The 20,362-nt window shown below is 39.8% G+C and carries 23 protein-coding genes; 5 read left to right on the top strand and 18 right to left on the bottom strand.

Going from position 1 to position 20,362, the window contains the following annotated elements:
- Positions 1-91: 91 nt before the first annotated feature.
- The 12 genes from M3180_RS00720 to arsR all read right to left on the bottom strand — a co-directional run bounded on the left by M3180_RS00720 (position 92) and on the right by arsR (position 7,905).
- The gene (locus tag M3180_RS00720) at positions 92-871 is read right to left on the bottom strand and encodes a sulfite exporter TauE/SafE family protein (protein ID WP_251665308.1); all 780 of its coding nucleotides are present in this window, start codon (positions 869-871) and stop codon (positions 92-94) included.
- Between the two features lie 58 nt (positions 872-929).
- Positions 930-1,157, bottom strand: a complete 228-nt coding sequence (locus M3180_RS00715) for a sulfurtransferase TusA family protein (RefSeq protein WP_251665307.1) — start codon at positions 1,155-1,157, stop codon at positions 930-932.
- A 26-nt stretch (positions 1,158-1,183) separates the two neighbouring features.
- Positions 1,184-2,311, bottom strand: coding sequence for an MBL fold metallo-hydrolase (locus M3180_RS00710; protein ID WP_251665306.1), 1,128 nt, complete (start codon positions 2,309-2,311; stop codon positions 1,184-1,186).
- A gap of 50 nt (positions 2,312-2,361) precedes the next feature.
- On the bottom strand, positions 2,362-2,922 hold the full coding sequence (locus M3180_RS00705; protein ID WP_251665305.1) for a sulfurtransferase TusA family protein: 561 nt from the start codon (positions 2,920-2,922) through the stop codon (positions 2,362-2,364).
- A 56-nt stretch (positions 2,923-2,978) separates the two neighbouring features.
- A complete protein-coding gene (locus tag M3180_RS00700; RefSeq protein WP_251665304.1) occupies positions 2,979-3,278 on the bottom strand; it encodes a rhodanese-like domain-containing protein in 300 nt (99 codons plus the stop codon).
- Between the two features lie 11 nt (positions 3,279-3,289).
- Positions 3,290-3,631, bottom strand: coding sequence for a rhodanese-like domain-containing protein (locus M3180_RS00695; RefSeq protein WP_251665303.1), 342 nt, complete (start codon positions 3,629-3,631; stop codon positions 3,290-3,292).
- Positions 3,632-3,641: 10 nt separating this feature from the next.
- Positions 3,642-4,121, bottom strand: a complete 480-nt coding sequence (locus tag M3180_RS00690) for a DsrE/DsrF/DrsH-like family protein (protein WP_285855543.1) — start codon at positions 4,119-4,121, stop codon at positions 3,642-3,644.
- A gap of 47 nt (positions 4,122-4,168) precedes the next feature.
- Positions 4,169-4,429: a metal-sensitive transcriptional regulator gene (locus M3180_RS00685; protein WP_251665302.1), complete on the bottom strand. Its 261-nt coding sequence runs from the start codon at positions 4,427-4,429 to the stop codon at positions 4,169-4,171.
- A 107-nt stretch (positions 4,430-4,536) separates the two neighbouring features.
- A complete protein-coding gene (locus M3180_RS00680; protein ID WP_251665301.1) occupies positions 4,537-5,568 on the bottom strand; it encodes a TlpA family protein disulfide reductase in 1,032 nt (343 codons plus the stop codon).
- A gap of 240 nt (positions 5,569-5,808) precedes the next feature.
- Positions 5,809-6,210: an arsenate reductase (thioredoxin) gene (arsC, locus tag M3180_RS00675; protein ID WP_251665300.1), complete on the bottom strand. Its 402-nt coding sequence runs from the start codon at positions 6,208-6,210 to the stop codon at positions 5,809-5,811.
- Positions 6,211-6,225: 15 nt separating this feature from the next.
- Positions 6,226-7,521: an arsenic transporter gene (locus tag M3180_RS00670; protein ID WP_251665299.1), complete on the bottom strand. Its 1,296-nt coding sequence runs from the start codon at positions 7,519-7,521 to the stop codon at positions 6,226-6,228.
- 69 nt (positions 7,522-7,590) lie between these two features.
- Complete coding sequence (gene arsR / locus M3180_RS00665; RefSeq protein WP_285855542.1) at positions 7,591-7,905, bottom strand: arsenical resistance operon transcriptional regulator ArsR; 315 nt, start codon at positions 7,903-7,905, stop codon at positions 7,591-7,593.
- 204 nt (positions 7,906-8,109) lie between these two features.
- On the opposite strand from arsR, the gene M3180_RS00660 reads away from it, so the two are divergent.
- Positions 8,110-8,568 carry a hypothetical protein gene (locus M3180_RS00660; RefSeq protein WP_251665298.1) on the top strand — a complete coding sequence of 153 codons (459 nt, stop codon included), beginning with the start codon at positions 8,110-8,112 and terminating at the stop codon, positions 8,566-8,568.
- 60 nt (positions 8,569-8,628) lie between these two features.
- Here the strand turns inward: M3180_RS00660 and M3180_RS00655 are convergent, their stop codons facing one another.
- On the bottom strand, positions 8,629-9,603 hold the full coding sequence (locus tag M3180_RS00655) for a hypothetical protein (protein ID WP_251665297.1): 975 nt from the start codon (positions 9,601-9,603) through the stop codon (positions 8,629-8,631).
- 209 nt (positions 9,604-9,812) lie between these two features.
- On the opposite strand from M3180_RS00655, the gene M3180_RS00650 reads away from it, so the two are divergent.
- Complete coding sequence (locus tag M3180_RS00650; RefSeq protein WP_251665296.1) at positions 9,813-10,766, top strand: TRM11 family SAM-dependent methyltransferase; 954 nt, start codon at positions 9,813-9,815, stop codon at positions 10,764-10,766.
- A 38-nt stretch (positions 10,767-10,804) separates the two neighbouring features.
- On the top strand, positions 10,805-11,281 hold the full coding sequence (locus M3180_RS00645) for a GNAT family N-acetyltransferase (protein WP_251665295.1): 477 nt from the start codon (positions 10,805-10,807) through the stop codon (positions 11,279-11,281).
- A gap of 122 nt (positions 11,282-11,403) precedes the next feature.
- Here M3180_RS00645 and bcbE read toward each other — a convergent pair whose 3' ends face one another.
- Positions 11,404-12,696: a bacillibactin exporter BcbE gene (gene bcbE / locus M3180_RS00640; RefSeq protein ID WP_251665294.1), complete on the bottom strand. Its 1,293-nt coding sequence runs from the start codon at positions 12,694-12,696 to the stop codon at positions 11,404-11,406.
- A gap of 205 nt (positions 12,697-12,901) precedes the next feature.
- On the opposite strand from bcbE, the gene M3180_RS00635 reads away from it, so the two are divergent.
- Complete coding sequence (locus M3180_RS00635; RefSeq protein ID WP_251665293.1) at positions 12,902-14,251, top strand: amino acid permease; 1,350 nt, start codon at positions 12,902-12,904, stop codon at positions 14,249-14,251.
- A gap of 55 nt (positions 14,252-14,306) precedes the next feature.
- Here M3180_RS00635 and M3180_RS00630 read toward each other — a convergent pair whose 3' ends face one another.
- Both M3180_RS00630 and M3180_RS00625 read right to left on the bottom strand, forming a co-directional pair.
- Positions 14,307-14,939, bottom strand: a complete 633-nt coding sequence (locus tag M3180_RS00630; protein WP_251665292.1) for a LysE family translocator — start codon at positions 14,937-14,939, stop codon at positions 14,307-14,309.
- 176 nt (positions 14,940-15,115) lie between these two features.
- A complete protein-coding gene (locus M3180_RS00625) occupies positions 15,116-16,828 on the bottom strand; it encodes a hypothetical protein (RefSeq protein ID WP_251665291.1) in 1,713 nt (570 codons plus the stop codon).
- A gap of 228 nt (positions 16,829-17,056) precedes the next feature.
- Here M3180_RS00625 and M3180_RS00620 point away from each other — a divergent pair, with 228 nt between their 5' ends.
- Positions 17,057-18,250, top strand: coding sequence for an MFS transporter (locus tag M3180_RS00620; RefSeq protein WP_251665290.1), 1,194 nt, complete (start codon positions 17,057-17,059; stop codon positions 18,248-18,250).
- Between the two features lie 79 nt (positions 18,251-18,329).
- On the opposite strand, the gene M3180_RS00615 is transcribed toward M3180_RS00620, so the two are convergent.
- Complete coding sequence (locus tag M3180_RS00615) at positions 18,330-18,749, bottom strand: DUF1259 domain-containing protein (protein WP_251665289.1); 420 nt, start codon at positions 18,747-18,749, stop codon at positions 18,330-18,332.
- Between the two features lie 207 nt (positions 18,750-18,956).
- Positions 18,957-20,288, bottom strand: coding sequence for an acyl-CoA thioesterase/bile acid-CoA:amino acid N-acyltransferase family protein (locus M3180_RS00610; RefSeq protein ID WP_251665288.1), 1,332 nt, complete (start codon positions 20,286-20,288; stop codon positions 18,957-18,959).
- Between the last annotated feature and the right edge of the window lie 74 nt (positions 20,289-20,362).

Below are 20,362 nucleotides of genomic sequence, written 5' to 3'. Positions count from 1 at the left end.
TTCGCAGGAAAAAATTGAAAAGTTGTTACTTCTATATATTTACATATATCTTTGTATAAATGCAATAGAAATTTTAAGATACAAACAGATTTTACCCTAAGAGATCAATCCAAATTTTAATTGCTGTTGCACCAATCATTATCGCAAGCAGCCATTTTAATAGCTTTACGTTTATTTTCTGTGCCACTTTGGCACCTAATGGAGCTGCAATAATACTAGCTACAATCATGATGAAGGCTGTGTAATAATCAATTTGTCCGGTGATGATCTTCCCTACACTTCCACCGATCGATGAGATAAACGTAATCGCTAAGCTCGTTGCTATAGTTACTCGGGTTGGGATTTTTAATATGGTGAGCATGATCGGAACAAGTATAAAACCACCTGCTGCACCGACAATCCCTGAGCCAATACCAACTGCCAATGCGAGACTACTCGCTAGAAGCTTGTTAAACGGGAGCATTTCAGCGTTTTCTACTTTTTTACTTGGGATAAACATCATAATAGCCGCAATCAGTGCAAGTACGCCATACACGATATTTACAGCATTTTCAGATAGAAAGCCTGAGCCGTAACTACCGATAAAGCTACCAACTAATATTGAGCCTCCCATATATATAATTAGATCTTTATGCAGTAATCCACTTTTGCGATAGGCCCACACACCAGCTATAGAGGCGAAAAGCACCTGAATAGCACTAATACCCGATACTTGATGCGCGGTAAATGCCACGAGACCAAATAACGGCGGAATATATAGAAGCAACGGATATTTAATAATTGAACCTCCGACTCCTAACATTCCTGAGAGGAATGACCCTATAAATCCAAGTGCAAAGATAACGATAATAAATGTAATTGAATAATCCATCTCGCCCCTTCTTTCTAATGAGTAAAGCGAGTAGACTAATCTCTACTCGCTATATTTATTACGCCTTTTGAATATAAAAGAATATGACGCCGGCTTCTTCCTTTTGATTAACGATCGTGTGACCACCTGCGGAAGCCCAAGCCGTAAAGTCATGTAACGCCCCTTTATCGGTTACTTGGACTTCTAATATCTCACCTGAATGTAGCGTATCGATCGTTTTTTTCGTACGTACAATCGGCATCGGGCATGCTAAACCTTTAGCATCTAAAGTTTTTGTAATGTTCATTTGTCTATTTCTCCTTCTTGTATAGGTTATCGAACTGCACATCGGTTTGGACCGATTTCCATTTCGGTTTGTTCTTCATGACTTGGTGTGATTTTCCCCATATTAACCTGGCGAATCTCTTGGTAAGCATTTGGCTGAGGTGGTAGGTTATCCGTGACCATAGAGCGGAATACATCCTCGTCCTCTACGTTTAATCCGTGGTTTTCCTCGAATAAGTCACCTAAACGCTTTGCCACTGTTCCATCGTTATTCAATTCATCAAGGATCATGAAGTGGGCAGGTAATACGATTAAACCGTCTGCTAGCTTGCGGTAGCGAGAGTATAATGTCTCCCGTAAATCCGCAACCCAGTCCTCAGCAAGACCTGCTAAATCTGGACGACCAATGGAATCGATGAATAGAATATCTCCCGTTAACAAATACTGCTCATCAATAACAAATGATGTGGATCCGATGGTGTGACCTGGAGAGTATAATGCTCCAACCTCGATGCGTGAAGCGCCCAACTGAATTGTAAGACCATCGGTAAGTGGTGTATAATCAAAAACGACTTCCTCAGCATCTTTAGGCGGCAAATAATAGCTTGCACCTGTCTGGCTTGCAATGTGGCGTCCACCTGAAATGTGATCAGCATGCAAATGTGTATCAAGTACATGCTTAATCGCTACCCCTTTTTCTTCTGCAAACGTCGTAAATACATCTGTGAAGCGGACGGCATCAATGATGGCTGCCTCACCCTCAGAGATCGCCATATAGGATAAACAGCCTTTCCCTAAGCGAACAAATTGGTATAATTCACCTCCGCCAGCCAGCTCGCCAACTTTGATCGGTTCAATATGCATGGACCATGCTTTCATTCCACCCTCAAGATAGCCAACCTCACGACCAGCTTCGGAAAGCATTTCAGCTACCATGATGGAGGAGCCTTCCTTCGCACATACGACTAGAACATCCATATTCGTTGGAATTTGTGGCAAAATCTCTTCTACTCCATCTAAAAGCTCAAAATACGGAATATTTAGATATTGAAAATGATGGCCCTCTATTTTCCACTCTTCGAATGCATCTGCGTTTCTAACATCTAAAATAAATAACTCCTTGTTCTCAATAACCTTGCGTGCTACATCTGCAGCAGTCCATTTTCTTAACATCATCTTGTACCCCCCTGGGTATAAATTTTTGAAAAAATAATAGGGTTAATGATCTACCCCAATGATTTCTCTAAATCCCCTGTATAACCCGACATTCCCGGCAACACATTATAAATGTCTCGGAAGCCTGCCTCGGCTAATTGCTGTGCAGCTAAATCCGAGCGCATACCTGTACGGCAAATGACATAAATCGTTTTATCTTGATCTAATTCTTTAAGGCGGTTTTGTAATTCTCCCATTGGGATTGAATGGGCACCAGGAATATGACCGAATGCGAATTCAGCCGCTTCTCGTACATCAAGAATGAACCCTTCCCCCTTGATCGCATCTTCTATTGAGATCGTTTTATCGTAGGTTTTATCTTGCTGCTCATTTGCCTCATGATCACATTTCCGAATATAGTGATAGAAAACTCCACTTTCCTCATGGGTTCCGATGTATTGGTGCCCCACAGTTTTTGACCAAGCAGCAAGATCAGCAACTGATCCCTTATCTGTCGCCTGAATCTCTAAAACTTGTCCCTCGAGTACATCATTCATTGCTTTTTTCGTACGAACAATAGGCATTGGACAAGCTAAACCCTTTGCATCTAATTGCACATCTGATTTAATCATTATAATTCCTCCATTCATTTGATCTTACTTATTAGAAGGTGAAAGCCATTCACTTTTTATTGCTTAACTTCACCAGTCCACTCCTGCATGCCACCCGTCATATTGGTGACATGATAGCCATAGGATTCTAGAAAGGCTGTAGCTTGACCACTTCGGCCACCTGAACGACAAACGATAATATAGGCTTTTGATTTATCTAGCTCATGCATTTTGAATTCGAGTAGCTTGAGTGGAATATGAATGATGCCAGCAATATGACCTTCTTTAACTTCGTTCACTTCACGAACATCGATAATATTTAATGCTTCCCCTGCTTCTAGCTTTGCTTGAACCTCTTGTGGCAAGATGGTTTTCATCGCTTTTCCTCCTAATATGCGCTCATTCCACCACGAACATTGATCATGTTGGAATAGCCCATTTTCTTTAATTGATTACATGCTTGCTTAGATCGCATTCCACTTTGACAGATGACCACAATTTCTTTATCCCTCGGCAGCTTAGAAAAATCTGAACCGAGAGGCATATTTACGAATGGTTTCACATGGCGTGCTTTGAACTCGGCTGGTGTCCGAACATCGATAAATACTTTACTGCTGTCATTCTTCATTGCTTTAAGCTGTTCCGTTGAAATGGTAGTGACGCCTTTTACTGGCCTCATACGCCAAATGAAAAACAAAACAATGAGGGCAATTAATATGATCGTTTCCATAACCCACCTCTTATATAAATAAATTCACATTCCCTTGTTCTGCATCAGCTAAATAAGCTGCAACGCCTGCATACTTAATACCGTCTAATAATTCCTCTTCTTTCAAACCTAACAAGTCCATCGTCATTGTACACGTAATGAGTTTAATGCCTTGTTCCTGTGCCATTTCGACAAGCTGAGTAAGTGTCAGCGCATTATGCTTTTTCATTACATGCTTAATCATTTTTGGCCCCATACCTAGCATTTGCATTTTCGATAGCCCTAATTTTTCAGCGCCACGTGGCATCATTTTTGCGAACATCTTCTCTAGAAAGCCTTTTTGCACATTTACTGGTGCTTGCTTACGAAGTGCATTAATGCCCCAGAAGGTATGAAATATCGTTACCTCATGATCATAAGCAGCTGCACCATTAGCAATGATATAAGCTGCCATCGCCTTATCATAATCTCCACTAAATAGAACAATCGTCGTTTTCTTCTTCTCCATCATTATCCCCCTACCCCTATGGGTATTAATTTTTGTAAAAATAAAAAGTCTTAGCGACTTTTTACTAGTAATTCTACAGCTTGCTTTACCATCTCATTTTTATCTATTGCTTCGACGTCTTCCTTCGATAAACATTCCACTAAATTTTCAGTAACAATAACACCGATCGCTCGATCTACAGCAGAACGAACCGCACTTAATTGTGTTATGACTTCCTTACAATCCTTCTCTTCTTCCATCATGCGCAATATTCCTCTGAATTGACCCTCAATTTTTTTTATTCTCGCTGTTACTTTCGCATCGTATTTCATTACCTCACCTCACTTCTTTCAATGATCGAATATAGCCATATAATATACCCATGGGGGTATAATGTCAATGGTTATTTTTATAATATGATCTAATCATCGTTTTACAGTCATTGATATTTCTTAGCTAACTCATGTAATCGTTGCTCACTTACAGGACCAATTATGCGCTCTAATTCTTGACCTTCCTCATTTAAGATTACCGTAGTCGGTATTGCTTTAATTCGATAAGCTTGCCCGAAATCATCCCGTTCATCTAACAAGATGGGATAAGTTACGTTATATTTGCTCATAAAGGCTTGTAAAGCTTCTGGTCCATGATCACGGTCAGCTAAATTAATACCAATCAACTCTACCCCATGAGGTAAATGTTCAGCAAATTTTTGTAGATGTGGCATCTCCGCTTGGCAAGGCGGACACCACGTTGCAAAAAAATTAACGATCGTAAGCTGCTGCTCTTGCTCTGACAAGATATATCGCTCATTTGTTGTGGTCATTAAGTCGATTGGCAATCTTTCCGTTGTAGACGTTAGTGTACGTATATCGGTTAGCGCCGTTGCGAGTAAGCTTAATATGATAACAAGAGTAATATGATGATTATTCCTCTGTTTAATTAGAAGCGATATGAGCACCATGCCATGAGCGATGACGAATGGATCGCCCCAACCTGCACTCCATAGAAGGATTGTCCACTGGGCAAATAATATCCATAGCTTCCACTTCCACTCAATCATGATGAACAGTATTAACGAGGTTAGTGCTAATAACCAATGCTCGCTGAAGCTATAGCTAATTAGCTGAAAGACTGCCATAAAGCGTGCCCAGTATTTCCACCCCACTTCCCATATAAAACCGCGGTGAGTCTTCACTAGTAGGATGGTCATTGTTAGAATGGCCAGTAAATGCCCCTTTAAGCCACCATCAAAATACAACAGGGATATGGGCGATAATCTAAAGCTTGGCCAAGCAAATAGGATGTAACTGAATTTCCATACGATCAAATACGACCATAGAAGTCGGTTTAATATCTTATTTGTTGTGTCATCTTTATTATTATTTCTAAAATCACTGTAAATTATGGCTAGCAAAAATGCTAACCAGCTGATGGGTATAGAAAACTGTCCAAGTGTTAGATATGTCATTTTTTCTCCTCTCTATAAGGAAAGATATTTACAATAACATATACGCGTATAGGTATAAAGTCAACAATATACTTCATTTATCTAATGAACATTAAAGCTCAATAGAATGACAGATCAGAGATCAAGTTTATCAGCTTAATCGTACTGATTATCTTAGTTTAATGAAAATGGCAGCCTAATATTTTTGTCGGCTGCCGCTTAGTATGAAATATCATAGTTTTTTGCCATGTTTACTGCTTCTTATTTCCCGGTTTCAGCGAAATGCTTGATCCGATCACCAATCTCGTCACGAACACGCTGAAACTCTGACCATTCTTTTCCTGCTGGATCATCAAAGCCCCAGTGTACTCGTTCTATATGTGGAGGAGTAACTGGACAATTGTCTGCTGCATGTCCGCAAAGAGTGACAATTAAATCAGCTGTATTCAATATTTCGGGATCAATCACATCCGATGTTTGTTTTGAGATATCAATTCCCGCTTCTTTCATAGCTTTAACTGCATTTGGGTTTAATCCGTGTGCTTCAAGTCCCGCACTTTTTACCTCCCACTCTTCTCCTAAATGCTTTTTTGCCCAGCCTTCAGCCATTTGGCTTCTGCAAGAATTTCCAGTGCATAAAAAATATATCGTTTTTTTAGTCATAATGGTTGTCCCCTTTTAGTTGATTAGTATAGAAATGTATAGTCCAATTAAAGTAATGAACAGAATAGGAATCGTTAAAATTATACCTGTTTTGAAATAGGTTCCCCATGAGATTCTCACTCCTTTTAACGATAAAACATGAAGCCATACTAAGGTTGCTAACGATCCGATAGGTGTAATTTTCGGACCTAGATCAGAGCCAATGACATTGGCATAAATAAGAGCTTCCCTTATCGTGTCAGAAGTACTCGTTTCAGCAATAGCTAAAGCATCAATCATAACGGTCGGCATATTATTCATTATTGAAGATAAGAAAGCAGCGATAAAGCCCATACTTATCGTTGCAATAAATAAGCCTTGATCCGCTGTTGCTTGAATGACAGCAGCTAGCGATTCAGTTAGCCATGCATTACCTAAGCCATATACAACAACATACATTCCTATCGAGAAGAACACAATGGCCCAAGGTGCGCCTTGAACAACAGTTTTTATATTTACCGCACTACTCTTACGGGCCATCAATAAAAAGAAGATGGCAATGAAGCCAGCTACAATCGATACCGGTATTCGAGTGAATTCGCTGGAAAAATATCCAATTAATAATAAACCTAGAATATACCAGGAAAGGCGAAACATTTTTAAGTCCTTGATCGCTTTTCTAGGTTTATTTAATTTTGATAAGGCATACGTATTTGGTATGCTCTTTCTAAAATAAATATATAAGACACTAATTGTGGCTCCTATTGAGAACAAGTTAGGAATCATCATTCTAGAAGCATATTGTACAAACCCGATATTAAAGAAATCGGCAGAAACAATATTAACTAAGTTACTAACAACGAACGGTAATGAGGTTGTATCTGCAATAAATCCACTTGCCATAATAAATGGAAAGATCATTTTCTCCTTAAATTCCAAATGACGAACCATCGCTAACACAATTGGAGTCAGTATTAACGCAGCACCATCATTCGCAAATAGGGCTGCGACAATCGCACCTAGCATGCTAATAAAGACAAACATTTTCGCTCCATTGCCCTTAGCTGCTCGTGCCATATGTAGGGCTGCCCATTCAAATAACCCAATCTCGTCTAAAATCAGCGAAATAAGAATAATAGCAACAAACGATAATGTGGCGTTCCACGTAATTCCAATAACCTCGAAGACATCATCTAATCCAACGACTCCTAATAGCAAAGCTAGGACAGCTCCGCCGCAAGCACTCCAACCAATATTTAATCCTTTTGGCTGCCAGATAACGAGAATAAGTGTTGATAAAAAAATAATTGTTGCTAATATTGCTGTTGTCACTACATTTAACCTCCATCACTAATACCATGCATACAATTCCTCATATTTATCGAGCCATAATGAGAAATATTAGCAACAGCTTCCTTTTCCTGTTTTCCGGAACACACAACAGAGCTCTTCGGAAAGTAAATGATTAACCTCAATATCATTTAGATCATAATAGCTCCAAGTTCCTTTTGTTTCCTTAGTAATTAAGTTGGCCTCCAATAGAATTTTAAGGTGATAAGAAAGCTTTGATTGTGTCATCCCGAAAGCTTCTGTTAAATCGCATACACATGTTTGGCCTTTTTGACAAAGCACATACATGATCTCAAGCCGTTTCTGATCAGCTAAAGCTTTGAATTTCTTTTCGTATTGTTCAAACTGTCCACTTATAACAGTCATAAACAGACTTCCTTTCATCAACTTTTTTTGATGTATAAAGTATATAAAAATCGTTTATGCTTTTGCAACTAATAAATCAAATAAAATTGATTTATTATCGAAAGCTTGGAGAATACACTAATGGGTAAGTTACTCACGACTTTAATCGCAACATACATTAGAAATCCTACGTCTACATAATCAACCAAGAAAGGTGGTTAGCTTGTGAAAAGTAAATTGATACTGGCGAGCAATCGAATATTAGGTATCTGCATGCTTTTGATCATTGTGATTAGTATGGGATGCTCAACATCGAAGATATTATCTAATTCACCGCCTAATGCTATGGGAAAAGCAGACGGGCAAATGATTGAGTTTATTAAAGGTTCTTATCAGTGGAATCAATCAATTGCCGACTCCCCGACCCCAGATAGCTTAGTAAAAGATACGACCGTTTACATTATAAAGCCAAATACAATTCTTACTTTATATTTCGAAGGAAACAAACCCGATAGCGTTTCAGTAACACTTTGGGAGAACTCAGACCAAGTGATACGACCACAAGGGAATACGTTTATACTCCCATCAGAGCCTGGAAACTACGTACTAACTGTCTCGGGGGAATGGTCTGGAAATAATCGGGCCACCTATGCCGCAGCGATTGAAGTTAAAGATCCCCTATAAAATAGGAACTGGGGCATATGTGCCCCAGTTCCTTAACTGCTTCTTATTTGGTTTGCTATACTACATTTTAATTTCAATACCATCCTCGAAGATAACCTTTAACGTAAAGTAATAGTTGCCATTCGTGATCAGATCCCAATACTCAGGTAGATCAGCTTCAGTCAATGTTTTTTCTACGCTGTATTGTAAAGAAGACGTTCCGATACCCGCTTCAGCATCCTCAAGGGCATAACCAAATTCCGCAAGATATTCCTGGAAGGTCATCTCATATGCTAGCTGCCCTGAGGCTAATGCTAATCTATATTGATCCTCTAGCTCTGCATTGTGATTCGTTCTAATGACAACACTACTCGTGATATCAAACTCGGCAATGACATTCTGCTGCTCATCCATTGCCTCCAGTATAACTTTATCGATATCTGCTCCTTCGATCTTTTCTCCTGTAAACCCGAATGAATGTTGATAGACTATTCTGTCTGCTGATGTGGTAGTGCTTGAGCCTAGACTTTGTATACGGTTAGCATAAAATTCATTATATAAATGCAGTGAAATTTGATTATTATTTAGCTGTCTAGTTGCTCCACCATCTGCTACTTCGTATAGCTGCAGCTTATAGTTTTTGTCTAAGTCTAGATTAATAATCGTACGATAGGTCAATCCTTCTAGCCTTTCAAACTCAGCAGGATAGCTACCGGTACCACCTAATTCTTCAAATTGACCAACAATGGAACGATTTGAGCCAACTTCCTTCATAATTACTTCAAATTCAATCTCTCCACTTTTCCCAGCTAAATCGACATTCAATATTTTATGCTTATAATCCACGATGAAATTGTTATTTTCAAGAATGAGATTTTCCATGGAGCTTAATACGTGATTGCCATGATTGATGGTTTGATTTAAATAATTTTGATAGAGCCTAGCGTTTTCTTCCTGTATTGCTCTTAACTCTTTTTTTATGCTTTGGCCATAGTAAATAACGAGAGCAATCATAACGACTAGCAGTAAAACCGTCATTTTTTTTACTAATTCCATACGTCCTCCTATCCAATATGCCTGTATTTGGCTCATCTATTATAGACATTATAGCAGAAATTGGATGCTGTGGAATTTATCAAGAAGAACTATGGCTCATCTTCTTTATCTAGCATAGGCGCTCTAAGCCGCTATCTGTCTTATTCTAACGTTTTATCGTATAATAAGAAGTTAAAAGAATGCTTTCTCTAGAGAATAGGATGAAAATATTGAGCCAACAGCAGCAATTATTTATTTACACATACGGTTGTCGCCCAGAGGAAACGGAATTGTTTCATTTAGAAGCACGATCGTTTTTTGGAGATGATTTCAATAGCAATGAGCCCTATATGTTCAGCACAATTGAGATTGATCCAGATCGCAGCCCTTTCATGCGTGAGCGCTTAGAGATTCTATATGAAGGAGATAAGCTTTCTGATATTATAGCTCAGGTTGAGCAGCTGGAGTTAAATAACCAAACGTTTAAGATCAACTATATAAAAACGAATGACCTAAAGGACTCCAGTAAAATTGACTATGACGAAAGACGGAATATTGAACGACAGCTTGGCATGGCCATTGATGGTGAAGCTGATATGCGTGTACCTGATATTGAATATGGCATAATAACACTTGGTGGTCGTTGGTATTTTGGAATCTATATAAAAAGTAAAGCAATATGGCTCCAACATATGCATAAACCAAAGAGCTATTCCATCGCATTAAGTACTAGAGTTGCAAGAGCGATAACGAATATTGCTGTTCCCGATATCGAAGAACTAACCGTGATTGACCCTTGCTGTGGCATTGGTACCGTCTTAGTAGAAGCATTGTCTATGAATGTTGATATTGTTGGAAGAGATATTAATCATTTTGTAGTAAGAGGAACGAGAGAGAATCTGAAGCACTTTAATATGGAGACGGACGTTGTATGCGGGGATATTGCCGAAGTTACCGAGCATTATGACGTTGCTATTTTGGATTTGCCTTACAATCATTTTTCACATGCGACAGAAGAAAATCAATTTTACTTGCTGAAGCACGCTAGACGGATTGCTAATAAACTCGTCATTGTGTCGGTCGCAGATATTGACCATATGCTTAATGAGCTAGGCTTTACCATTGTAGATCGTTGTACTACGCGAAAAGGAAACTTTATTCGCCAAATCATCGTATGCCGTTAAACCGTAGCATCGTTGCTGAGAACATAAGGAGAGAACAGATGATTATACGTCAGATAGACAAACAGGACAATGATCGTATTAAGCAAATCATACAGGACTCGTTGAAATCGCTTGGTTTAGCGATACCAGGCACTGCTTATTATGATCCTCAGCTAGGAGAACTATATCAATATTATAACAGCTTAAAGCATGCGAATTACTGGGTCGTTGAGCAGGATAAAGAAATTGTTGGTGGGATCGGCATTGCACCATATAACGAGCAAGATCGGGTATGCGAATTGCAAAAGCTATACTTAACACCGCAGGCACAAGGCTTAGGGATTGCAAAAAAGCTGATGGAAACAGCTCTGTCCTTCGCCTCACAGTATTATACAATGTGCTATCTAGAAACAAAGCACGAATTGAAGGCTGCTTGTCGCTTATATGAACGATATGGATTCCAGCTTTTACAGGAACCGTTGCCAGGCTCCGAGCATTCAGCGATGGATGCATGGTACATCAAAGAACTGCATTGATCATAAGAGAAGTCACCCCTCACAATAAAAAAAGAATTATGAAAGCTAAGGATTACATTAATCCACTTTCATAATTCTTTTTTCGTACCCTAATAGCACGAATGCATGTATATTTTAATTTGTTACCGGACTCTTTGTGGAATAATCGGCTTCGTAAGCTTTAATTTCTTTGTTTTGTTACCATTTTCGTTACGCTCTTGTTTTTCTGTTTCCCCAGTATCACCGGGCTTAACAGCAAATAATGTTAATAAACCTCCAATAACCCCAAGACCAGCCATTGTACCGAATAATGCCCAATGACCGCCTCCCATTAATAACGATACTGCCGGAGGACCTAACGTAACCCCTATAAAGCGCATGCTGCTGTATAGAGATGTAATTGTCCCCCTATTATCCTTCTCGATGCTTCTTGTAATTAAGGCATCCATGCAAGGCAATACAACCCCTACTCCAATCCCACTTAATATGAGAAAGCCTACCATAAAGTAAATTTCATTGGAAAACCCTGTCACTAGCATGGAGGCTCCGATAAGGACCATGCCGCCAAAGCCGAGCCACTTCATACGCACCTTGTTCTCGCCTATGATCTTTCCAGTAATAAAAGAGGCAAGACAAAGTGCAGCAAGGGGGATCGCTAATACATAGCCCTTTGTTGCTCCAAAGAGATTATATTTTGATTCAAGCACCTCAGATAAATAAAACAGCACTCCAAACGTAACAAACATACAGATACCGCCGATAGCAAAAATAGCATAAAGCCAGCGACCTTTTTCCTTTAATATCGCTTTAATTTCCTGCATAAATTCCTTCAAGTTTCTCTCGTCACGCTTTGCTGTCGTCTTAGGTTTTTTAACCATAAATACAACAAGTAAAAATGAAATCAAACAAAGAATAGGAATCGCAACAAACGGGGCAAACCAGCTTAGAAGGCCTAGGTAAGCGCCCAATATTGGACTTAGCACTTTACCGAAGGTGTTTGCTGTTTCGATCACCCCTAAGCCTTTACTTACCTCTTTTTCATCCTTGAATAAATCACCTATAAACGGGATCACAATTGGAAATGCACCAGCAGCGCCAACTCCTTGCAGGAATCTTCCTGCCAGAATGACATAATATGTGATTGCCCCTTTCATAAACCATGCTGCAGCTACACATACTGCTCCACCCGCTGCCGTTATAATTAGACATGGCAGAATGACCTTTTTCCGGCCGAAACGATCGGATAGGTATCCAGCGATAGGAATCATGACAATGGCAATTAACCCATATACCGTAATAATCATACTAACCTGAAATGCACTAATGTTAAGCTGCTTAGCGATTTGAGGCAATATCGGGATTAGCATAGAATTTCCAAGCGTCATAATGAGCGGAATAGACGCAAGTGCAATAAGAGCCCCTTTTTGACTCTTCATAGATGATCCACCTCTTAATATTCACTTTGCTGACTATTGTGGGTTAAATTTTCGGATTTATACACCGACTCGGATACATTTAATGCCATTAATAACTTGCTGGATATCTTTGTTCGTTGAATGGAAATTTTATATACAGCTACAGTTAGGAATGACAAATTTAATATGGGCATAATACGGAGTAACATTTCCTAGGAGGATTAGAATGACGAGCAAGAATAAGCCCAATATAGATAAGTCAAGTGATAATCAAAATAAGCTAAGCTGGTGGCAATTATCACTATTAGGCGTTGCATGTACGATTGGTACGGGTTATTTTCTAGGTTCAGGACTCGCCATCAATATTGGCGGACCAGCTGCATTAATCTCATTTGCTGTGGCTGCCCTTGGCACTTATCTGGTATTCGATGCGCTGTCACAGATGACCTCCGAGCAGCCATTAGAAGGATCATTTCGCTCATATGCTAAAAAAGCTTATGGCGGATGGGCAGGCTTTAGCAGTGGATGGGCTTATTGGACGTCAGAATTGTTAATTATGGGAAGTCAATTAACAGCGTTATCGATTTTTGCTCGCTTCTGGTTTCCTAATATTCCAATGTGGATTTTAGCCTCCATCTTTGCCGTGTTAGGCTTATCCATAATTATTGCTGGAACGAAGGGCTTTGAACGGATGGAAAATATTTTTGCTGTGATTAAAGTGTCAGCAATCGTCATCTTTATCGTCATTGCTGCCCTTGCTTTATTTGGCGTACTTGGTCAAGGCAAATCACAGCCTGCCTTTCCGTGGGAGAGCTTTTTCGAGAAGGGCATAATGGGACTCTGGTCCTCCCTGCTCTTCGCTTTTTATGCATTTGGTGGTATTGAAATTATGGGGATTATGGCGATGAGATTGAAAAAGCCTGAGGATGCACCGAAATCTGGTAAAGTCATGCTCGGCTTGCTTGCGATTATTTACGTATGCTCGCTTATCCTTACCCTAATTTTGATTTCATGGAAGGAGCTGGACACTAGTAAAAGTCCTTTCATGCAGGCATTGAATCAATATCCGCTTCCTTTAGTGCCCCATATTTTTATCGCCATATTAATTATTGCAGGCTTTTCTACTATGGTCGCATCATTATTTGCCATTACAAGCATGCTTGTTACGCTAGCCGAGGATAAGGATGCGCCAAAGCTCTTTGCTAAGCAGGTAATGAATCGCCCATTTCTAGCCATCGGTTTAACGACGATTGGGCTAATTGTGTCAATTGTTTTATCAATGCTGCTTCCTGGAAGTATTTATGAGTATTTTACAACAGCAGCAGGCTTAATGCTTATATACAACTGGGCGTTTATCCTTATTACGTCGGGAAAATTATTGAAACTCAATACGTTAGGTAAGGTTAAGCGGATTACTGGGATCGTTATTATAGGTGTAGCAATCACCGGTTCCTTATTCCATCATACAAGCCGACCCGGATTTTTTGTAAGTGTTGGCTTTCTTGTGATCATTACAACGATTACGTGGCTTCTACGTAAAAAGTGGAAGAAGAAGGAGCTGTCAACAGCTTCATAACTGTTTAGCTTTGTTTTGATCTAGATTTGTTTTGATGCAGCTTTGAGCTACACTTTTACGATAAAAAGAGAAGATCAACCGCCTTATAGCCAAAGTATAAGCCAATCCCAATTAATGATAAGCCAGATAATATCGAGATTCCTTTAAGTGTGCGGGCTGTGAACCATTTGCGGGCAAAGCTGGCGATGCCCGCCATCGTTACATCCCATATAAAAATGCCAAAAATAATAGCTAAGCTATAGACGATAAGCTGTTCAATGTTATATTTTGATGCTGTCTCAACGAGCACGGACCCATAAATGCCAAGCCAAAACAAAATTGTCAAAGGATTAGAGAGTGATAGTAAAAAGCCTGATATGAACGATTTTAAGCGAGTGTCTCCGGTCTTTCTTTTACTCTCTTCAGCCACTTGTTCAATCCCCATTAGACTCTCTACACCCGTATAAATGAGAACGAAGCTGCCAAATAGCCATAGAAAGGCTTGCATGAAGGGAATATTAATAAAATGCACGATGCCCATATAAACCATAAGCATATATACAATGTCCGCGGTCATAGCGCCTAAACCAATTAACCACGAATGCCAAAAGCCTTTTTTAATGCCGGCATCTAACTGAGCAGCATTAATCGGCCCTATCGGTGCAGACAATGATAAACCTAAAAAGATATATCCGAATACAATTCCCAAATTACACACTCCCCTATTTTTTAACGTCAGCTTTCATGCTTGTACCATTTTATTCTTGAAATATATAAAATATGAAAAGGCTACCCATAAAGTGGATAGCCTTTTCAAAATAAATTTCATAATAAACGTCTAACAATATGATCTTAATCGGATCGGACAACCTGCTGTATATCGAGTTATGGTAAATCTACTCCGATATAATAAGCCGAAGTCTGTTGTTGTGCTGTCTGCCATATGACAAGCTCGTTTAACTGATTCCACTGTGCTAAGATCCCAGTTCCTAGCCAGCTTAGCTTATTCTCAACGATATCGATTAACCAATTACCTGACGAAATCTCCACAGCATAATATCGGTTATTCTCAGCGTCAGAATGTGGTAAAACTCTTGCAATGTCAGATTCATGTGCATCACCGACAACGGTCTCTAATAAGCTCAGTGCAGCGTCAGGCAGCATGATATCGGCTTCAAGCTTAGTTTTATCCTCATTTAAGTGAATATAAGCCTTGCCACGGTAAAAGCTATCCTCTCCTAATCCAATGATGGGTACGACAATCGTCTGTTCATTAAGCCAAGTCATTGGATATACAAAAAGAAATCCTTCGCTATGTCCGACATAACTAGCTCTCTCTTTTATGAATAAGATATGACCTTCCTCATCCATAACGATCAAATCCGCCTCAGGACCGATCGAAGGATCTGATGGAACAAGAATGGCTATACGACGATTATCTGGGGAAGCAGCGATTCCATAGATAGGTCGATCCGAGTCATATATCTTTTGTAATTCATCAACGTCGTCAGAAGCGCTATAACGATAAATGTATCGATTCCCCTTCACTACGTACGATGTTCCATCTACTACTTGATCCGTGAAGAGTACACTTGTTCCATAATCATTGCCATAGCCGTTTTCAGCTCCAGGCCATTGCTTGATATGTATTGGTTTCGTTTCACCAGTATCAAGGTTAATCAGTGTCTGACGATCCTGTGTATCATATACCATAAGGGAGGTTTGCTGTTGATTCGCGTTTCGTATCGGCTGCAGTAGAAGCGCAGAATCTAAGCGCTGTTCACGAACGGCTTCACCATGCATATCGACCCACCTTAAACCTTGAAAGGTTGGCTTACCATATAGAATGACTTGATTGCGGTAAGATGGTCTATCCCCTGCAAATGACTCACCAGACACGGTCTGAACAGCATCTAATCGAAAATATACCGCTTCCTTTTCCTCTAAAGTATTGAACCGGACAACAAATCGTTGAGGATCAGTAATATGGACTGAATAGTCAAGCTTCCTCTCCTCTTGTTTCCCGGTAAATGTTACAGTATCCTTTATCGCTTGATATACCGAGTTACGCTTCATATCGCGATTAGCCAACACGATCACGCTATTGCTATTCTCATTTATGCTGACATGTAGTAGTGGCTCTGTTGCACCAGTTGGGTTCTCTTTTAATAGCATACGCATCCAGGCAGATGGAAGCTCCCATGCTAAACTTTGATTATCTTCGATCGTGGCATATAGCTTTACGCTAGAGTCCTGAGCGTCGGTGTAGCGTAAATCATTCACCTTGTACGTTATCGATGCCGTATCACTGACCACTTCCATGCTGTACATTTCACCTACATGTTCCGGATCGTCAATAAAGGAAGGCTTAGCGTCAACTATTAGCCCCTGCAGTATGGCATCTAACACTTCTTGATCAAAATGTGAAAGATGAACAGATTCATCATGCTTCGAGATTTTAATATATTGTACGTTGTCTATTACTGGAATGCGTTGTTGCTTATATGTATCTTCTTCCGAGGAATTTGTTTTGCAGCCTGACAACGTAATTAGCATTGTAAGGATAATCATGATAATCGTTATACCACTTCGGTACATTGCACTTCCCCCCTATGAGAAAGCTTCCTTATTCATTATTAAAAATATAGGAATTACGTTCATTATACCAAAGATTACAATTGTTGGAATTGTAATCTTCACGCATTAAGAAGCAGCCCTTCAGATTCAGAATGAGGACTGTTGCATAAAGTTTCACATTAAGGAAAAAATGATTGAGCAATGCTGTAGCAACTCAATGAGTAAAGCCTTGAAAGGCGGTTTCAGACTATGGGTAAAATAAAAGTGAAATTGTGGACAAACCAGTACTTAATCATTATTCTGTTGTCGTTAGTGATGTTCGCATCCTTTTATATGATTACTGCTGGATTCCCGATCTTTGTGTCAACGATTAGTGATAATCCTGCCATTGCCGGAATTATGACGACAACCTTAATGTTAGCATCGCTTATCACTAGATTCTTTGCCAGTGTAATTATTCAGAAGATCAATATGAAGCTGCTGCTTATTATTTCCCTCATATATTTTCTAGGTACAATCGCACTTACCTTTTTGAACGATTCCGTTGTTTTTCTAATATTTATCCGAGCACTACAAGGTATTGGCTTCTGCATGCTTACCAACTTAGTTTTTACGATCTCAAGTAATATTGTGCCAAAATCGAGACTAGGTGAAGGCATCGTATTTTTCGCAATGTCGACAAGCGTGGGGACAACACTCGGACCTCTAATCGCAATCTCTTACCTTGCAAGATTTTCATTCCGCTCGATGATGATGTTGACGCTTGCGTTGATGTGTTTCTCATTGCTTTGCAGCTTCTTCGTAAAAAATACGAAAAAGAAAGAAGCAGAACGTCCACTTCATCAGACCCAAAAAGAACCCTTCTATAAGTACATGTTCGATAAGCGTGTCTTGCTTCCATGTATTTTAGTAGCATTCAATTATATGGCTATCGCAGGAATCGTTAACTTTATGGGTGCATTTGGTAAGGAGATTAATGTAGGCGGAAGCATCTCACAGTTTTTCATTGCACAAGGAATTGCGATGGTCATCATTCGCATGTTTTCGGGCAAAATCTTCGATAAATTTGGTCACAGAGTCCTTATTATACCGGCCGCAATCGCAGGTGCTGGAGGCTTAATTCTATTAGGCTTCTCGACGAAAATGTGGCTCGTATTAGTATCCGGGGTGTTGTTCGGTGTCGCATTTGCGATTATTCATCCCATTATTCAAGCTTGGGCGTTAACGCTTGTTCCACCTGAGAAAAAAGCAACGGCTAATTCGATGCTTCTCATTTTTATAGATTCAGGCTTAGCGATTGGGTCCGTCGGACTTGGGATATTAGCAAAATGGGTTGGCTATGGCATGACATTTACTTATTCTGCAGCGTTTATGCTTGTTATCCTCATACTGTATCTAATGGGGAGCAGAAAAAAGGCTGATTTCGAAGTAAATAAAGGGTAAAGAAATCACATTTATTCAGGTGAAGCTAGTAAAAGAAGGAGCTACAATCATGCAGCTCCTTCAACCTTTATCATAATTATTAGCCAAGAAATCTAATCGATTCTTTCGTTCTTCTAGCGAACAGTATAGGATTCATAATAGCTTCCCAGTGGATATACATTAGGCGTGGATTTTCATTTAGCCAGTGATTGTGCACGGCTGTTACTTTTATCCCGCGTTTACGAAGGTTTGAGAGTAAACGATTAACTTGATTTTGATGTACGGCTGTCTCACCCAAGCACAGCGCACGCCCTGAACGATCGAGGGATTCGAAGGAGAACATTTGCATTGAAACCAGTGGAGAGTGTGTTCTTCTTCCTAAAATGGTTTCATCTAAATTAGTCATACGTGTAACAAAGCATACAGGACCCCTTACAACCTGTGATTCCCCTCCCAAAATACTTCCGAATCGCATACAAAGCCTTTCAAAGCGTGGACTTACCTTCACTCTACGAGCCATGTGAAACCTCCTTCAATATTTTCAATCTATCGTATGTTTAATTTTGAAATATGAACGGGACGATACACTATGGCTCTTAAATTAGGCTTATTTAGTCAATGGATGCACGTTACTAATGTCTTTATTGCACACAACAAACGGCAGCCATGGACGGAACTAGTCCTCGACTGCCGTTGCTTTTTTCTAAGGAAGAGCATAATCGAATGATCATCTGCTATTATGGCTCACAAGCTTATGTCCTTTAAGCGTCTTATCTAAAAACTTGAGCGTATGTTCCCAGGATTCAAGTGCCGCTTTCGCATTTGCCCTTCTTGTTCCACCAAATATCATTGTCATATTATAGTTAGTATCACCTACTGTTTGTGGTAGATTAGGCAGACTGCCTGGGAATGCAGCAAAGTGCCCTGCGTCCTCATAATAAATAAATTCATTCAGTTCATGGTAAGGGTGGTTGCTGAGTCTTTGCTCCATGCGTTTCGCAAAGAATTCCGCAGGCTGAACATGATCATCTGTTCCAGATAGAAACATCATCGGCGAATGAATGTATTCAACCGCTATCGCGTTATCCTCTAATTGTCTTGTATCTTGCAGATTTCTATGAATGGACGGTAGGCCGGAATAAGGCTTGCGGAAGATCCAATGATAAAAAAACGTAGCAGTATCGCCCAAGGTCCTTTTTGCTTTAAAATACTTTAACGGCTTGCCCTTAAAAGTCCATGCAGGCGCATCGATAGGCTGAAAGTTAACAACACCTGGAAAGACAACTGCACTCGGTGCAACGGCGATAACAGACTTTAATTTAGGATAATGAAGTGCATAGAGCATTGTCAGCTCTGCACCTCGTGAAAAGCCAATCATTCCAAGGTTATGGTGATCAACGTTGGTCTTGCTTTCTAAATATTGAAAAGCATGATCTACATACTCAAGCGGGATGTTCTCAATGCCCTTCGGCAAGCCCTCTCTTCCAAAATAAGCAAGTGCCAGTACAACATACCCTTGAGCTGCAAGCATTGCCGCTGCTGCTTCATGTACAGCTCCGTCAGATCCACCCACAACAATGACTGCGGGAAATTTTCCTTGTGCCTTTGGAGAATAGGTCGTTCCAAGGATGGATTCGTTCGCTATGGATTCTTTTACAACTTCTTCTACTGGATAAAATGTACGGATGATAGATTGAGAATCTACTAACTGGTCATGGTCATAGGCATGTAGACGAATTTTAATTGGATCCGAAGAATGCTTTACAAATCTACCTTCTCTCTTCTCTACACTTCGCATAGACCATATTAAGCCCATGCTGTCTACACCTTCATAATCCCCAGCAATAGGAGCTTGCTTGCTTAAATTAATGAGGCCATGTTCATTGGTATAAAAGGCTGCGCTTGAACGAAATACATTGCGTTCATCATCTTCGGTAGTCGCTTCTATCTTATATTTTTTTAGTGGTTGATTCGTATGTAGTTGTATCGTAAATTGTTCATTTATGCCTGATCTTATCGCTGAAACAAACAGTCTAGCCATTGGTTTACGTTCGCTCATTGCTACACCTCATTTGCAATCAATAATCGTTCGTATCCTCATTATATTAAGCAAAGTGTTTAAGATTGCTAATA

Origin of the sequence: Paenibacillus camelliae (genome assembly GCF_023715345.1) — a bacterium.
In the GTDB taxonomy this organism is placed as follows: domain Bacteria; phylum Bacillota; class Bacilli; order Paenibacillales; family Paenibacillaceae; genus Pristimantibacillus; species Pristimantibacillus camelliae.
The sequence above is the reverse complement of the archived record's forward strand: the minus strand, read 5'-3'. Positions and strand labels throughout refer to the sequence as shown.

Excerpts from the sequence above, each read along its gene's own strand:
- M3180_RS00700 (WP_251665304.1), bottom strand. The coding sequence starts at position 3,278 with ATGAAAACCATCTTGCCACAAGAGGTTCAAGCAAAGCTAGAAGCAGGG.
- M3180_RS00655 (WP_251665297.1), bottom strand. The coding sequence starts at position 9,603 with ATGGAATTAGTAAAAAAAATGACGGTTTTACTGCTAGTCGTTATGATT.
- M3180_RS00710 (WP_251665306.1), bottom strand. The coding sequence starts at position 2,311 with ATGATGTTAAGAAAATGGACTGCTGCAGATGTAGCACGCAAGGTTATT.
- M3180_RS00685 (WP_251665302.1), bottom strand. The coding sequence starts at position 4,429 with ATGAAATACGATGCGAAAGTAACAGCGAGAATAAAAAAAATTGAGGGT.
- arsC (WP_251665300.1), bottom strand. The coding sequence starts at position 6,210 with ATGACTAAAAAAACGATATATTTTTTATGCACTGGAAATTCTTGCAGA.
- M3180_RS00615 (WP_251665289.1), bottom strand. The coding sequence starts at position 18,749 with ATGGCTCGTAGAGTGAAGGTAAGTCCACGCTTTGAAAGGCTTTGTATG.
- M3180_RS00635 (WP_251665293.1), top strand. The coding sequence starts at position 12,902 with ATGACGAGCAAGAATAAGCCCAATATAGATAAGTCAAGTGATAATCAA.
- M3180_RS00620 (WP_251665290.1), top strand. The coding sequence starts at position 17,057 with ATGGGTAAAATAAAAGTGAAATTGTGGACAAACCAGTACTTAATCATT.
- M3180_RS00625 (WP_251665291.1), bottom strand. The coding sequence starts at position 16,828 with ATGTACCGAAGTGGTATAACGATTATCATGATTATCCTTACAATGCTA.
- M3180_RS00645 (WP_251665295.1), top strand. The coding sequence starts at position 10,805 with ATGATTATACGTCAGATAGACAAACAGGACAATGATCGTATTAAGCAA.
- M3180_RS00680 (WP_251665301.1), bottom strand. The coding sequence starts at position 5,568 with ATGACATATCTAACACTTGGACAGTTTTCTATACCCATCAGCTGGTTA.
- bcbE (WP_251665294.1), bottom strand. The coding sequence starts at position 12,696 with ATGAAGAGTCAAAAAGGGGCTCTTATTGCACTTGCGTCTATTCCGCTC.
- M3180_RS00715 (WP_251665307.1), bottom strand. The coding sequence starts at position 1,157 with ATGAACATTACAAAAACTTTAGATGCTAAAGGTTTAGCATGCCCGATG.
- M3180_RS00610 (WP_251665288.1), bottom strand. The coding sequence starts at position 20,288 with ATGAGCGAACGTAAACCAATGGCTAGACTGTTTGTTTCAGCGATAAGA.
- M3180_RS00720 (WP_251665308.1), bottom strand. The coding sequence starts at position 871 with ATGGATTATTCAATTACATTTATTATCGTTATCTTTGCACTTGGATTT.
- M3180_RS00695 (WP_251665303.1), bottom strand. The coding sequence starts at position 3,631 with ATGGAAACGATCATATTAATTGCCCTCATTGTTTTGTTTTTCATTTGG.
- arsR (WP_285855542.1), bottom strand. The coding sequence starts at position 7,905 with ATGACTGTTATAAGTGGACAGTTTGAACAATACGAAAAGAAATTCAAA.
- M3180_RS00690 (WP_285855543.1), bottom strand. The coding sequence starts at position 4,121 with ATGATGGAGAAGAAGAAAACGACGATTGTTCTATTTAGTGGAGATTAT.
- M3180_RS00705 (WP_251665305.1), bottom strand. The coding sequence starts at position 2,922 with ATGATTAAATCAGATGTGCAATTAGATGCAAAGGGTTTAGCTTGTCCA.